The 14706-nt window shown below is 58.0% G+C and carries 6 protein-coding genes; 2 read left to right on the top strand and 4 right to left on the bottom strand.

The window, feature by feature from the left end; translation table 11 throughout:
• The first annotated feature begins 73 nt into the window (after positions 1-73).
• Positions 74-1774 carry a SulP family inorganic anion transporter gene (locus RBB63_RS15310; protein ID WP_309385841.1) on the top strand — a complete coding sequence of 567 codons (1701 nt, stop codon included), beginning with the start codon at positions 74-76 and terminating at the stop codon, positions 1772-1774.
• Between the two features lie 210 nt (positions 1775-1984).
• Here RBB63_RS15310 and RBB63_RS15305 read toward each other — a convergent pair whose 3' ends face one another.
• A complete protein-coding gene (locus RBB63_RS15305; protein ID WP_309385840.1) occupies positions 1985-2956 on the bottom strand; it encodes an ABC transporter permease in 972 nt (323 codons plus the stop codon).
• Positions 2957-3073: 117 nt separating this feature from the next.
• Here RBB63_RS15305 and RBB63_RS15300 point away from each other — a divergent pair, with 117 nt between their 5' ends.
• Positions 3074-5518: an alpha-L-rhamnosidase-related protein gene (locus tag RBB63_RS15300; protein WP_309385839.1), complete on the top strand. Its 2445-nt coding sequence runs from the start codon at positions 3074-3076 to the stop codon at positions 5516-5518.
• Positions 5519-5618: 100 nt separating this feature from the next.
• Here RBB63_RS15300 and RBB63_RS15295 read toward each other — a convergent pair whose 3' ends face one another.
• The 3 genes from RBB63_RS15295 to htpG all read right to left on the bottom strand — a co-directional run bounded on the left by RBB63_RS15295 (position 5619) and on the right by htpG (position 14677).
• Positions 5619-6344 (bottom strand): fibronectin type III domain-containing protein, encoded by a 726-nt coding sequence (locus RBB63_RS15295; protein WP_309385838.1) that lies wholly within the window; start codon positions 6342-6344, stop codon positions 5619-5621.
• 1 nt (position 6345) lies between these two features.
• Entirely contained in the window at positions 6346-12672 is a 6327-nt protein-coding gene (locus RBB63_RS15290; protein ID WP_309385837.1) for an RHS repeat-associated core domain-containing protein, read from the bottom strand.
• Between the two features lie 148 nt (positions 12673-12820).
• Positions 12821-14677, bottom strand: a complete 1857-nt coding sequence (htpG, locus tag RBB63_RS15285) for a molecular chaperone HtpG (RefSeq protein WP_309385836.1) — start codon at positions 14675-14677, stop codon at positions 12821-12823.
• Positions 14678-14706 lie beyond the last annotated feature (29 nt).

Raw genomic sequence — 14706 nt, 5'->3', positions numbered from 1 at the left:
TAACTACATCGCCCCTTCTGTTGTGCGTTAGCCTGTCGATCTACCCTGTGGACAGACTCAATCAAAGAAGGACATGCTCGATTTTTTCCGGAAACGTTCCGCTAACCTAAAAGACGACCTGCTGTCAGGGCTGACAGTGGCCTTGGCGCTGGTGCCCGAGGCGATCGCATTTGCGTTCGTGGCGGGCGTGTCGCCGATCATTGGACTGTATTCGGCCTTCTTCATGGGCCTGCTCACGGCGATCTTCGGTGGGCGACCGGGCATGATTTCAGGCGCTACTGGGGCGATGGCCGTGGTGGTTGTCGGGTTGGTGGCGATTCATGGCGTAGAGTATCTGTTTCCAGCGGTGGTATTGTGTGGGCTGATACAGATTGCGGCTGGCCTCGGAAAGCTGGGGCAATTTATCCGCATGGTGCCGCATTCGGTGATGCTGGGCTTCGTCAATGGTTTGGCGATTGTGATCTTCATGGCGCAGTTTGGCAGCTTCAACACGGTCAACGATGTGGGCGAATTGGTCACCATGGCAGGGCCGGCATTGTGGATTATGTTGGCGCTGGTGGCGCTGACTATGGCGATCATTTGGCTGTTGCCCAAGTTCACCCGCGCCGTGCCAGCCTCTCTGGCCGCAATCCTGGTGGTGACGGGGATTTCGATTGCTGTAAACAAAGCCGGTCCCGAATCTTGGGCAGCCCAGAATCAGGACAATGTGCTCCTGACCGTGGGCGACATGTTGAAGACAAACACCATTGCCAAGGCTACCGCTGAAGCGCCGAAGGAAGTTGGTGAAGATGCTGCGCCGGAGGCAGTTGAGGCATACATTGCGCAGGAAGTTGAAGCAAATAGCGGTATTTCTGCAGGTTTGCCGAAGCTGTTTTTCCTCGATGATCAGTATGAATTCTTGCCGCCAATGAACCTCCACACCTTGTGGATTATCCTGCCGTTTGCGCTGACGATGGCAGGCGTTGGCCTAATCGAGTCCCTCATGACGCTGACGCTGATCGACGAGATCACCGAGACGCGCGGGCGCGGCAACCGTGAGTGCTTTGGCCAAGGCTTGGCGAACACCATTTGCGGCTTGTTTGGCGGTATGGGTGGTTGTGCGATGATTGGCCAGTCGCTGATCAATGTGAACTCGGGTGGGCGTGGTCGCGCCTCGGGGATCACGGCGGCGGTGTGCCTGCTGCTCTTCGTTTTGGTGCTGGCTCCGTGGATTGAAATGATCCCCATGGCCGCACTGGTCGGCGTGATGTTCATGGTGGTGATTGGCACCTTTGAATGGGCCACGCTGCACACCTGGAAGAAAATCCCGAAGAGCGACGTGCTCGTGATGCTCGTGGTGACTGCATACACGGTCTTCATGCATGACTTGGCGACGGCGGTGATTTTGGGCGTGATTATTTCGGCGTTGGTCTTTGCCTGGCAGCATGCCACGCACCTAGGAGCCGAGGAATACGTCAATGAAAAGGGCAGCAAAACCTATCAGCTACACGGCCCGTTGTTCTTTGCATCGGTGGCCTCGTTCAAGGAATTGTTCGATCCGAAAAACGATCCCGACGACGTGGTGATCGACTTCTATTTCACGCGCGTGTATGATCAGTCTGGCTTGGAAGCGATCAATGGCCTCGCTGAAAAATACCGTGCTTTGGGTAAGCGCCTGCACCTCACGCATCTGTCGCCAGAGTGCCGCAAGCTGCTCGACAAAGCTGGGGATATGGTCGAAGTTAACCGTTCTGAAGACCCGCAATACCACGTCGCCACCGACCGTTTTGACTAACCCAGCCAGCGTCCCGCTGGACCGTTAGATTTGCCCCAGCGTCCCGCTGGACCGTTAGATTTGCCCCAGCGTCCCGCTGGACCGATGGATTTGCCCATTGGGCAAATGGTTAATCCAACTGTATTTGGAGGCGCGGATGGTCTCGATCCGCAGTTTTATCCGTTCATGCAGAGGAGGGGGACTATTCACAGTGTAACAACAAATAAAGCGTTAGCCAATCGCGAGGCGCAGCTTGGGATTCATGACGGCTTGGAGGATTTCCGCGAGCAGATTGAGCATCACCAGTAAGACCGCGTAAAACAGCGCGCAGCCGATGACGAGCATCGCATCGCGGTTGATTGCAGCCTCGACAAAGAAGCGTCCCAGGCCAGGGATGCGGAAAATGGTTTCCACCACAAACGAACCACTGATCAGTCCGGCTGCTGCTGGTCCCAGAAAAGACACGATCGGTAGAATCCCGTTGCGCAGGCCGTGAACGCCGTAAACTCGCCAGCCGCTGACGCCCTTGGCCAAGGCAGTGCGCATGTAGTCCTGGTTGCGCACTTCGAGCATGCTGCCACGTGTGAGGCGGGCGAGGTAGGCAGCGTAAAACAAGCCGAGGGTTAGCGATGGCAGCACGCGATCTCCCGCGAATTCCCAACCCGAGACATTGAACCATTGCAAGTCCAGTGCGAAGTAGAGGAGTAAGAGCGGCCCGATCACGAAGGTTGGCAAGCAAATGCCGAGCATCGCCAGGCTCATTGGCAGGTGATCGGTAAGCGTGTGAGGACGCCATGCTGCAAGCACGCCGGCGCTGACGCCGATGATGATCGCTATGAGGAGCGAGTAGAGCCCAAGCTCGAGCGAAATGGGAATTTTCTGCGCCATGAGTTCATCGACATCCCAACCGGTGTAGGTTGTTGAAGCGCCAAGATCTCCTTGGAGCAGGCCTCGAACTTCGCCATTGGGGCGGGGCGCAATGCCCATGAATTGGCCGTATTGCACGATGAGCGGTTGATCGAGGCCGTATTGCTTTTCGTAAGCTTCGCGGATGTGCGTCGCGACTTCCCGTTCCTTGTCAAACGGTGTGCCGGGAGCGGCGCGCATCATGAAGAACGCCATCGTGGCCAGCAGGATGAGCACTGGAATGGTTTCAAGCAGGCGTCTGAGGATGAGCTTGGTCATTGAGCGTGTGTTGAACATGACAAAGCCTTGCGCGCCATCCAAGCGGATTTTTTACCGACACTCGCTGTCGCAACAAGCGCCCTGGAGAAGCATTATTAGACCAGTTATTCGTCTTCGGAGTCTGGATCACTTGACATGCTGATTCTCTTGGCTGATCGAAAGGTGATGACTGCCACGAAAATTATTTTATCACCAGGTAATCCAGACGCTGCAGGTGTTCATCAACAATACCCCATCGAAACTGCGGAGTGGATATGGGGAGATGTGCAGGGGAATTCTCCTATCGTTGCGCGTTTAAAATTAGACTTCGAAGTCGGGCAGGAGTGCGCGCCGATCCTCATACACGTTAGCGCGGATCAACGCTACGAGCTGTATTTGGACGACGAACTCATCAGTTGCGGCCCTGAGGCTTGTGATGTTGCCCACTGGAGCTTTTCGAGTTTCGAAATTAAGCCCACGAGTGGGAAGCATCGTTTTATGGCGGTTGTCTGGTCACTGGGGGAGCATGCTCCTGAGGCGCATTCGGCATTGCGCCCGGGATTCATCCTTGCCGCAGAAGGCCCATGGGCATCGCTGCTGAACACCGGAGCGGCGGAATGGAAATGGGCGGAAATTGCGGGCTATGAATTCACCAAACAGCGGAATCTACCTGGCGCCCACTTGGTTGGTTCGGCGGTGGCGAGCGACTTGGTGAAAACCTGTGCTGAGCCGGAACGATGGGCGACGGCGGTCGTTTCTGAACCGCAGGTTCAAGGTTGGGGTTGGGAGTGGGGGCTGCGTTTCTCTGAGCGAGTGATGCACCCTGCGGTCTTACCTGAGCAGAAACGACAAATTGTGCGGAGCGGTGGAATTCGTGCAATCTGGCATGTCGACGTCGGATTGGCTGGCGATGTTTCAAAAGTGCCCGAAGGCGCGCTGGATGATGCGGAAATTGATCTTTGGAATGAGCTCATTCACGCGTCGCGACCTTTGCAGATTCCAGCGAACACACAAGTCGCGGTGTTGTGGGATTTAGGGGAGTATTTCTGCGGTTATGCATTTGCAGAGATTAGTCAGGGCGAAGGCGCTAACCTTGCGATCGAATGGGCTGAAGCCCTTTATGACGAGCGCCAGAGCGAAGGGGATATGATTCGATCTTCCAAGGGTAATCGTAATGAAATAAATCAAAAATACTTTTATGGATTCGGCGATGCCTGCATTGCCGATGGTGGGTTAAATCGAAAATGGGGCAACCTGTGGTGGCGCTCTGGCCGCTACTTACTCATGCGAATTCAGACTGCGGAAAAAGAGCTCACGCTCAACGACTGGTATATTTCCAGCACAGGCATGCCGCTCGATTTTAAGTCTGACTTTACCTCTACTTCGACTGCCTATGACGATTTGTTTCAGCTCTGTCGTCGAGGTATTGAATCTTGTGCGCATGAGACATTTGTTGATTGTCCATACTATGAGCAGATGTTGTATTTTGGCGATACGCGAGTGCAGGCGTTGTGCGTTTACGTAACGGTTGGTGACGCCAGTTTGCAGCGCAAGGCATTACTGCTTGGAGACTGGTCCCGAAGTGGTCAGGGAGGCTACTTTACGGCGGGGAGATATCCTTCCAATATGCCCTCAAGCTTGCCTACTTTTAGTCTGATTTGGGTGGCGATGATTCGGGATCACTTGGACTGGCGAGGTGAAGTTGATTTTGTCCGGTCTTTGTTGCCGGGAATGCGCATTGTAATCGATCGCTTTGAGCTTTACCGCAATGCCGGTGGCTTAGTATCGGGCTTGCCTGGTTGGCAGTTTGTTGACTGGTGCGCTACCTGGGACAACGGCGTGCCTCCAGGCGCGTTGGCAGGCTGCTCTTCGGTGATCAATCTGTTGTATGCCTGGGCCTTGCGTCAGGCTGCGTATGTCGAGCGGTCAGTGGGTAGCGCAGCACGCGCAGAGGCATTGGATGAGATATGTGATGATCTATTGAAACTGGTGATTGATCGATTTTGGTCCGATGATAGAAAATTGATGGCTGATGACGCAGAACGCAGCTCCTACAGCCAGCATGCGCAGATTCTCGCACTATTAGCCGGTGGTCTTGACGAGGGGCAACAGAGCGGTGCTCTTCATGGATTGAAGTATGATCAAGAGCTGCACCAAACTGCCGTTTACTTCAGGCATTATTTATTTCAAGTTGCGTTTCAATGCGACGCGCCGGAGTTGTGTTTCGACAACTTGTCAGATTGGTTTGGCATGCTTGAGGCCGGGGCCCGCACGCCATGGGAACGCCCAGAACCGAGTCGATCTGATTGTCATGCCTGGGGGAGCCATCCCTGGTTTTGGGGCTTTGCGGGCATCGCAGGAATTCAACCCGCTGCGCCCGGATTTAGCAAAGTGCACATAAAGCCCCAGCCGGGATTACTGAAGGATATGAACGTTTCAGTCACGCATCCCCAAGGGGAGATTCGGCTCAATCTGGAATTTAAGGATGGGCAATGTGTTGGCTCCGTCCAATTGCCCGGCGAGACTTCGGGCGCCTTCATTTGGGGCAAGACGCAGCTAAGTCTTGCTCCGGGTGAAAATCAGATTGATGTGTTTGATTGAAAAATGAGGCAGTCCCTGAACTGCTGCGGAGGACTCCGTGAGATGGGTTTTTTGAATTAAAATTTAACCTAATGTGGTTTGGGATAGTGCTATATGTCTTTTATCTTATCAGCCGATAAAACTGCTGGCTGCCCTCGGGCATATCAACATAGATGACTACCGGGCCGCTGACGCCGCTGATGTTGCTGCTGTCGGATTCGCCAAATGGCGTCAGCGAGAAGTTCGCCAAAAACCAAGATTCCTCCTCCAATGTAAAGTTGGATAGTAAGTAATAAGTCGTGTCAGCCTGCGCGTTGAAGCTCAGCTCCAGTCGGTCGCCGGTTTTGCGGAAGGATCGGATCGTAAAGACTTCACTTTCGGCGCCGGCGGCGACGGCTTCCGCGGAATAGGCGGACTGGATTGGCGTGCTGCCTTGCGCCGCGCCAACAGCATAGACGCGGTAGACGTAGGTCTCGAGCGGGTCGAGTGGCGAGTCGGTGTAGGTCGTGGTGTTCGCTGGAAGCGCCGCGATCAGCGCCCACTCGTAGTTACGGGCGTTGCGTCGCTCGATGTAGTAGCCCGTTTCGCTGTCCGAAGTATCTTCCCAAATCAGCGTTGCCGACGTGGTGCTGGCGAGTGTGGCGGAGAAGTTCTGCGGCGCGCTGGGCACGTTGATATTCGTCACCGAAAGGAGGTTGTTCGCATCGTCGTAAACGTAAAGCGTGGCGCTGCCGTCTTCGCGAATGGTCTGCGTTAGTCGGTTGGCATCGTCGTAAACATGCGTTACCGCGTGCGCGATTTGGGCGATGCAAAAAAGGCTGATCAAAACTGTGAGACGGAAGCGCATGTTAAAAACCGGATAACGTGTGGGTCGGGTGGTTGGGCACGGGCTGGCTGGTCAACTGCACGGCTTCCAGGAAGAAATTGTAGTGAATGTATTCGCCGTATTGGCGCGACTGATTCATGCTGACTTCGCCGAGGGCTTCGCTGCGAATGTTGAAGACGCCCGCGCCGCGTTGCCCGCCATCCTGAGTGATCGATGTTGGTTCGCCGGAGATGCTGTTCGCGCTTTGAAAACCTTGATACAAACCGCCGGGCAGTTTCTTGAAAACGCTCAGCGCGCCTTGGATGACTTCCTTCTTGGCGCTGCGTTTCACGAGGTTGCTGTAGCTGCTGACGGCGAGGCGGCGCGAGACTTTGTCCGGGCGTGCTAGGGAGCTGGCGAACTTGATGAAGCGATTCGTGCTGCCGAAACTCTTGGCGTAAAACTTCGATCCGGCCTTGCTGACCACCTTACCCGCGCCATGGCTGGCGGCGCCCAGCACAGCGCCGGTGATGGTCTCAATGGCGAGCTGTTTGCCGTCGACTTTCGTGCCGGTCAGCCCGGCGTGGGACAAGTTCTCGGCCGCCGCTCCGGCGCCTCCGGCCAAGGCCGCCACCGCAAATCCCGCGCCCCCGGTCAGGCCGACGCCGGTTGAAAGAATCGCGCCGGTCACCGCACCGCCGATGGCGGCGGCTGCGTATTGTTCGCCGGGTGTATTGATCTGCCCGTCGTCCACCAAATCGACGACAAAGGTAACGGTCAGGCCGACCGCTGCGCCTGCTGCCGCGCCTCCGGCAATCCACCAGAATTCGCCTTCAGGGTCGACCATCATCACCGGATTTCCGCCCGCGTAAGCGTAGCGGTTGAGCGTGTTTAAATCGCGGATCGAGCCATAGTGCGCGTCCTGGCTGATGAAGCGGCGCAGCTTGGGCGAATACCAACGGAAGCGCATGTAGTTAAGGCCATCGGGCGAGGTCATCACGCCGAACATGCCGTTGTACAAAAAGAGCGTGTCGGTGTCGCCCATGCGCTCGGTGATCTCGCCGTAGGGCGAATACGCGATCTGGCCAACGAGCTCTCCGCTGTCGTTGCTGATGGCCACGGTGCTGCCGCGGTTGTCGTAATGCAGCACCTTGATTTCGCCCGTGGTCGCGTCTTCTTCGTAGAAAAGACCGACGCCATAAACGTAGCGCTTGGATTGGCTGGGGCCCGTTTGCAGCAGCACTTGGCTCATGCCTGCCTCGGGGTTGATGAAGAAATTCGTGCGCTGCGATTCGGCGCTGCCAAACGGTTGCCAGCCGTTGAGGCGATCTTCCTCGTCGTTGATAAACGCGTAACCCTGCGTTCTGATCAAGCGGCCGCGGTTGTTGAACTGCACGTTGTTCAGCGTCGGCGTGCTAGCGTTTTGCAGGTAGCCGTAGGGATCGGATGACACGCTGTTGCCGTTGAACTGCGTCATCCAGTTACGCTCGTCATAGCTGTAGGTCGCCTCGGTTGGGGCGAGGGTGGAAACTTCCGGCGTGGCGTGCTCCGATTGCAGCCGCCCGGCGGCGTCATAGCTATACGCGTAGGCAATGATGATCGAGCTGTCGCTGGCGAGGTCTTCGCGGTAAATGACATTGCCCGCTGCGTCGTAGCGGATGTTGCGCTGAGCGCCGTTGGGGAAATCAATGCGCGCGATGCGGTCTTGATTGTCCCAGGTGATGAGCGTCTCGCGGTCGACCCAGTCGATGACTTTTACGAGGCGGTCGGCGGCGTCGTATTCGTAGCGAACGTCCGCGCCATCGGGGTAAATCAAACGCGACAGATTCCCTGCTTCATCGTAACCATAAATAAGCGTCTCGCCGATGGTAGCGCCGCCTTCAATGCGGTAGCTGGTGTAGGTGGCGATGCGGCCAATGGCGTCGTAGGTGCGCTTGGTGCGGAGCGTGTCAACGCCATCGATTTCGGCGCTCACTTCGAGCAGTTTGTTGTCGGCATCGTAGGTGTAACTGCGGGGGTAGTCGTTGGCCGTTGGGCTGTCTGGCGTGGACGTTAACAGGCGGCCCACATCGTCGTAATCGAAAACGACTTCGCGCCCGGAATCCTTGTTGTCCTGCGTGAGCAGGTTACGCGTGTTGAAGGCAAAATCCTCTGTGCCGTTCAAGGGGTCGACAATGAAGATCGGGTTGTTCCCATTATCATAGACGATGGTGTAATGCGTTGACGCGCCGGGTTGGGTGAACGTGTCGAGCATGTCGTCGCGCGCGTAGGTGTTGGCGCTGGTGCGGCCCTCGGGATCGGTCACGGAAATGAGGCGGTCGAGCGCGTCGTATTCAAACGTGGTCGTGCGGCCAAGCTCATCCGTTGAGCTGACCTTCCGCATGACGGCGTCGTACTCCGCAGTGATCACGTGGCCCAGCGCGTCCTCCATGCGGACGGGCAAGTCGCGCGCATCGTATTCGATGAGCAGCATGCGCGTGCCGGATGGATCGTAGCGCGCAATGATGTTGTCCACGGCATCGTAGACGACCTCGTCGGTGCGGCCCAGCGGGTCCGTGGTGTTTGTCAAGCGGCCCAGCGCATCGTATTCGTAGCTCACGGTCGAGCCGCGCGCATTGGTGATGCTGGTCAGGCGGTCGTCGTGGTCGTAGTCAAAGGTGGTGACTTCGCCGATGGCGTTGGTGGCGGTCAGGATGTTGCCATTGCCATCGTAAGTGTAAGTGGTGGTTGCGTTTAGCTTATCGATGCTGCGCATGAGGTGGCCGCGGTAATCGTAATCATTGCGCGAGGTGTTGAGGTCGGGGTCCGTTTGCGAACGCACTTCATCGGTCGGTGTGTAAACGGTTGTGGTGACGTTGCCGCCGTAATCGATCTGCGAGATCGTACGCCCGGCTAGATCGTAGCTGGCCTCTTGCTCGGAATCCGGTAGACCGACTTCGCCATTTCGCGGGTTGGTCGCGGTGTTGACGCGCTCTTTGCTGTCGAGTCCGTAATGCACCGTGGCGCCATCGGGACTGGTGTAGCTCGATACCTGCCCGTTGGCGTAGTAGTCGCGGGACTGGCTATAATCCAGCGCGTCGGTAACGGTCCGCAGACGGCCTTGCTCGCGCGTAAACGTTGTGGTGCGTTCGAGTGCGTCGGTGATCGATAACAGGTCGTGCGCGTCGCCGTAGGTAAACGTGGTGGTGTTGCCCAGCGGGTCTTCCATTGTGGCGATGTCGCCGCGCTCGGTGTAGGTAAAGGTCGTGGTGCGATCGAGCGCATCCGTGAGGGTCAGGCGGTTGCCGTTTTCGTCGTAGGTAAACGAGCCCGTTCCGCCGAGCGGATTCTCCACCGACAAGATATGGTGCTCCGCGTCGTGGACAAAGCGCCAGTTGTTGCCCAGCGGGTCGGTGTAAACCGTCTCAATGCTGTCGGAAATGGCGTTGTAGGCCACGGTCGCGTCCGGCGTTTCAGGCCGACCATCTGCTTGGCGAACGATGCGGCCTTGCGCGTCGTAGTCTGCTGCAAAGAGCTGATCACCCACCGTGTCGATGGCTTGGGTGATGCGGTTCTCGCTGTCGTAAATATAAGTGACCGCGCGGCGCGAGCTGTAGAACGACAGCTCGTAGGCATGAAGCGTTCCCGTGAGCGTGGGCTCGTTGTCGACGATGTGCAGGGTCCATTCGCCCATGCGATCCTCTTCGGGCATTTGCGTGAAGGACAGGCCTGCCAGGTTGATCGTGTCGGGCGGCATCACGGTGAGCGGGAGAGAAATTTCCCTGCCGCTTGGCGTGGTCAGGTAAGCCTCCAACTGCTCGGGATCGCTGTGCTGGATTTCCAGCGCGTCAAACGTCAGGCCGCTCACGTAGCCGCCTTCAGTGACGTCGATCGGCACGCTAATACCAGCGGGGTTGTTATCCGGAATCGGCATCGCGACAAACGGCTCGCCCCAACTGATGGCTTCGCGCATTACGGCGGCGGGCAGGGTGATTAAATTGCCCGCGGCGTTGTAAGTCAGAAGAACTTGGCGGCCCAGCTCATCGGACACCATCGAGATGCGGCCATCCTCATTGTAGCCGATGCTGATGTAGGCTTCGGTGAAGGGATCGGTCAGCTGGGTGAGTTGATCGGCGTCGTTGTAGGTAAGCTCGATTGGCTGGCCGATGACGTTCTCCATCAGCACGAGCCGCCCGTCCACGCCGAAGTGATACGCCTCGCCTTCGGGCGTGGCCAGGATCCAGAAGGAGTCCGGGTATTCGCTGTCGGGCGTGCGCGCGACAAGGCTCGCGTAGCGGACGTCCTCATCGAGCCCGCGGTAGGTGAGGCCGTGCTCCGGCTCGTCCAAATACTCGAAGCGCGAGTAGCGGTGCTGGTTCCAAAAAACGGTGATCTCTCCGCCGTTGGTTCCGTAAAGGCGCGCCTGATAATTATGGCTCCAGCTTGGGCCGACGGGCCCGTCGAAGCTCGTCAGAAGCGAGTTGTATTCGATCTCAAACGTGATGGGGCGCACGCCTTCGATCCGCAGCAGTTCAACGCCGCGCACGAGTGCGCCGCTGGCCGTATCGATGCCGTTGCCGATCAGGCTGTCGGAGTTGGCGCGCAGTTCCCGCGCGGCCTGATGGTCTAGCATCGGCGGCAGCTCAACAGGGGTAGGCGGCTCCAGTGCGAAGAAGGCAAAGTTAAACATCACCTCGTCGTCGGTGGCGCCATCGTCGAGGCCGAAGTTGGCAAAGTCTCCGTCGCGGCATTCGATGAACCATCCGCCCTGGCTGTCGTCCCATTCGTAGGTGACGATGTTGTCGGCGTTGTCTGGCCCGCTGCCAGCCGGCGTCACGAGCAGGGCGCCGGTGTCGTTCGTCTGCCCGGGAATCGCGAGCAACCAGCGGCCGACGCTATGCTTGGTGATGACGAAGTTACCGCCGGATTCCGGGGCCGCGCCATCACTGCGTACGCGACCGAGCGCGGTCAGGGTTTGGTCCGGCGCACCGGCGTCGGCAAAGGGCAGGTAGACGAAAGAGAACGCGCCTTGCTCCAGAGCTGATGAATTATTCTGGCGCACGTGAACGGTGAACGTGCCGTTGGCTTCCGCCGTGACGAGGGCGATGTTGTCATCGCTCTCCGCCGCCGAGGCCAGCAGGATGCCGTCAGCCGAGCTGGCGCCGAGGCTGGTCAAATCGACGACCGCGACGCCGGTTCCGGTGGCGGTCACTTCTTCGCCCAGTTCGATGCCAGCCGATGCGGTGAGCTGCGTGAGGGGAGGATTGGCGCCCACGCCGCTGGCTACGCCCGCGAGGTAGGCGCTGTAGGGAAACCAGCCAAAGGCGGCGTCGATATTGTACTCCTCAAAATCACTGGTGCGGCTCGTAACGATGGCGTAGCGCTCAAGGCTCGCGAGCGGCAGGATGGAATTCGTCGCAAAATCACTCCCGCTGGGCACCGTCTGAAATCGGCCGTTTTGCGCGACGCTGGTCAGCAGCGCGCCGGAGCTTACGTCGTTCACCCCGAGGATATTCAGGCGGTAATAGCCCGAGTCGCTGTAAGCTTCTTCGATGACCACACCCTCGCTCGTGGCGGGGGACAATGTCAGCAGGCCTTCGACGCCGTTTTCGTTGAAATAATCTTCGTCGCCGCCAAAGAGCACCGTCCCCGTGATCGGCGTGGTGGGGTAAACGGTTTCCGCATCCAGGCTTTGCAGGGAGACTTTTTTCCAGTTCGCCGCGCCGCCAATGCGGGGAGAGGAGCCCGCCTGAAAAATGAGGCCCTCGTGCGCACCGATGCTTTCCAGGTTGCCAATGCCCTGACTGACGCCGTCGATGAACCACTCAAACTCCGTCGACTCGGGCGCGCCGATTGCGCGGACGGTGTGGAAGTCGTCACCCGACTCGAGGACGTAGTGCTTCGTGCCACTGTTGATGCTGACCCAGAAGCTGTTGTTGTCGTTCACGCCAAAGAAAAACCCAACGCGCGCCGAGCTGCCGGAGAAGCCCCAGCCGGGGTCGTTGGCGGCGGTGAGCCCCCAGCCGGTGAAGCCAGAAAAGTCGGTTTCCTGCACGGCCTTGACGGTGAACTCGTATTCCCAGCCGTGATCGTAGAGGGCCTCGAACTGCCCCGGCTCGAAGGTGATGGGATACGCGGGCGAGTCCAGGCTGGTTGCCGATAGTTGGTCAACGATCTGCCAGGAGGCGCCTTGCGCGTCATTGATCGGGCCGACATTGGCGGGCGCGTCGATGAGTCCATCGACGGGGGCTGCATCCGCGCCTGGCGCCGTGACTTCGCTGCTGCCCCAACCTTGCTCGATCGGGTTGGGATCGAGCAACGTCGCATCGTAAAGATAATTTACCGACTGAGCGCCCAGGGCGCAGGGAAGCAGTAGCAGCACCCGAAGCATTTCCTAGATTAGATACAGTACTTAGTCCCTGTATTCCAATCTGAATTTTATAAAATCAATTAGCGCTGCTTCTGTCAGCCGCTATGCACAAAAAAGGGACGGCCCGACTGGACCGCCCCCGTTGAAAGGAATCGCTAAGCTGCGCTGCTTACTTGGCCACCTTTTCAAGGATGGCGTTGAGGCGGTTGATCATGCTGCGCGGGTCGTCGAGCAGACCGGCGCTGATCAGCGCGTTGTCCAGGAGCTGCTCGGCGATGAGCTTTGCGGTGTCTTCGTTGGACTGGCTGAGCGCGGACAGGTGCTTGATGAGGCCGTGGCGCGGGTTGATTTCCAAGTTCACGGAAACCTGATCATCGGGCATCTCGTCATTACGGCCCATGGCGCGCATCATCTGGCGCATTTGGGCGGACATCATGGCGTCGGCGTTGGTGGCGACGATGGGGCTGTCGACCAAGCGCTTGCCGGCGGCAACCTTCTTGACGCGCTCTTCGCCGAGGGAAGTCTTGAGCCACTCGCAGAGGGCGTTGACCTGATCTTCGGGCAGCGGCTCGCCTTCGACTTCGGCGTCTTCTAGCTCGAGATCGTCGGCGTCGGCGGACTTGAGCTGCTTCTCCTTGTATTCGCGGAGATTGGTCATCAAGTATTCGTCGATTGGCTCGTAGAGGAAGAGCACTTCCAGACCGCGGGCCTTGAACGCTTCCAAATACGGACCGCTTTCGAGCGCCGCGCGGCTCGGCCCGATCAGGTAGTAAATTTCCTTTTGACCGTCCTTGGCGCGGTCGAGGTATTCGGCGAACGAAGTCAGCTTGCCCTTTTCGAGCATGGAGGACTCAAAGCGCAGGAGCTCGGAGGTTTGCTCGCGGTAAGTGAAGTCGCTGATGGCGCCTTCCTTCATGAAGAAGCCAAACTGCTGCCAGAACTTCTCATACTTTTCGGCGTCCTTCTTGGCAATCTTCTCAAGGTGCTTAAGGAGGCGCTTGGTGATGACCGTGCCGATCTTGTTGAGCAGCGCGCTGTCCTGCATGGACTCGCGGGAAATGTTGAGCGGCAGGTCGGCGGAGTCGACGACGCCCTTGATAAAGCGTAGCCACTCGGGCAGGAGCTTCTTCGGCTGCGGGTCGATCAGCACCTTGCGGCAATGCAGGGCGACGCCGGGCTCGATGCGGCCAAAGCCGGGCATTTCCGGATTGGAGCCGGGGATGTAGAGCAGGGTGTGGATGTCGAGCGGGGCGTCGGCCTGGAAGTGCATCCAGTCGAGCGGCTCGTCGAAAGCCTTGGCCTGATACTTATAGAACTCCTTGTAGTCCTCTTCGGTAATCTCGGACTTGTCCTTGAGCCAGATGGCCTGCTGGGTGTTGACCTTTTCGCCGTTCAGGTTGATTGGGAAATCGACGTAGGCCGAGTAGCGCTCGACGATGCTCTTCACGCGGTAGTCCGTGGCGAACTCCTTGGCGTCTTCCTTGAGCTTGATGACGATCTTGGTGCCGCGGTTGAGGCCTTCAGCTTCTTCAATGGTGTAGCTACCAGCGCCTTCGCTCGTCCAGCACCAGCCGGCGCCGTCGCTCTGCCAGTTGCGGGTGTAGACTTTCACCTCGTCGGCGCACATGAAGACGGAGTAGAAGCCGACGCCGAACTGGCCGATCAGCGCTTCGTTGGCGCCGCCGGATTCCTTGACGGCGTTGAGGAATGCCTTGGTGCCAGAGTGGGCGATGGTGCCGAGGTTTTCGACGAGGTCATCGCGGGTCATGCCGATGCCGTGGTCCTGGATCGTGATCGTGCCGGCTTCTTCGTCGGAGGTGATGTTGATTTCCAGCGCGAGGCTGTCGTCGTGGATGGTCTTCTCGGTCAGCTGGGTGTGACGCAGTTTTTCCAGCGCGTCAGAAGCGTTGGACACCAACTCGCGGATGAAGATTTCCTTGTCGGTGTAGAGGGAATGGATGACGATATCCAGCACCTGCTTGACTTCGGCCTGGAATTCGTGGGTTTCGGGCGCGGTTGTGCTCATGGTTATTTATGCGTTGGGTTTATTTGAAA

It is taken from the genome of Cerasicoccus frondis (assembly GCA_031296915.1).
GTDB lineage: Bacteria > Verrucomicrobiota > Verrucomicrobiia > Opitutales > Cerasicoccaceae > Cerasicoccus > Cerasicoccus frondis.
This window is presented reverse-complemented; position numbering and strand designations above follow the sequence as displayed.

Coding starts and splice junctions, on each gene's coding strand:
- RBB63_RS15310 (WP_309385841.1), top strand. CDS start 74: ATGCTCGATTTTTTCCGGAAACGTTCCGCTAACCTAAAAGACGACCTG.
- RBB63_RS15305 (WP_309385840.1), bottom strand. CDS start 2,956: ATGTTCAACACACGCTCAATGACCAAGCTCATCCTCAGACGCCTGCTT.
- RBB63_RS15300 (WP_309385839.1), top strand. CDS start 3,074: ATGCTGATTCTCTTGGCTGATCGAAAGGTGATGACTGCCACGAAAATT.
- RBB63_RS15295 (WP_309385838.1), bottom strand. CDS start 6,344: ATGCGCTTCCGTCTCACAGTTTTGATCAGCCTTTTTTGCATCGCCCAA.
- RBB63_RS15290 (WP_309385837.1), bottom strand. CDS start 12,672: ATGCTTCGGGTGCTGCTACTGCTTCCCTGCGCCCTGGGCGCTCAGTCG.
- htpG (WP_309385836.1), bottom strand. CDS start 14,677: ATGAGCACAACCGCGCCCGAAACCCACGAATTCCAGGCCGAAGTCAAG.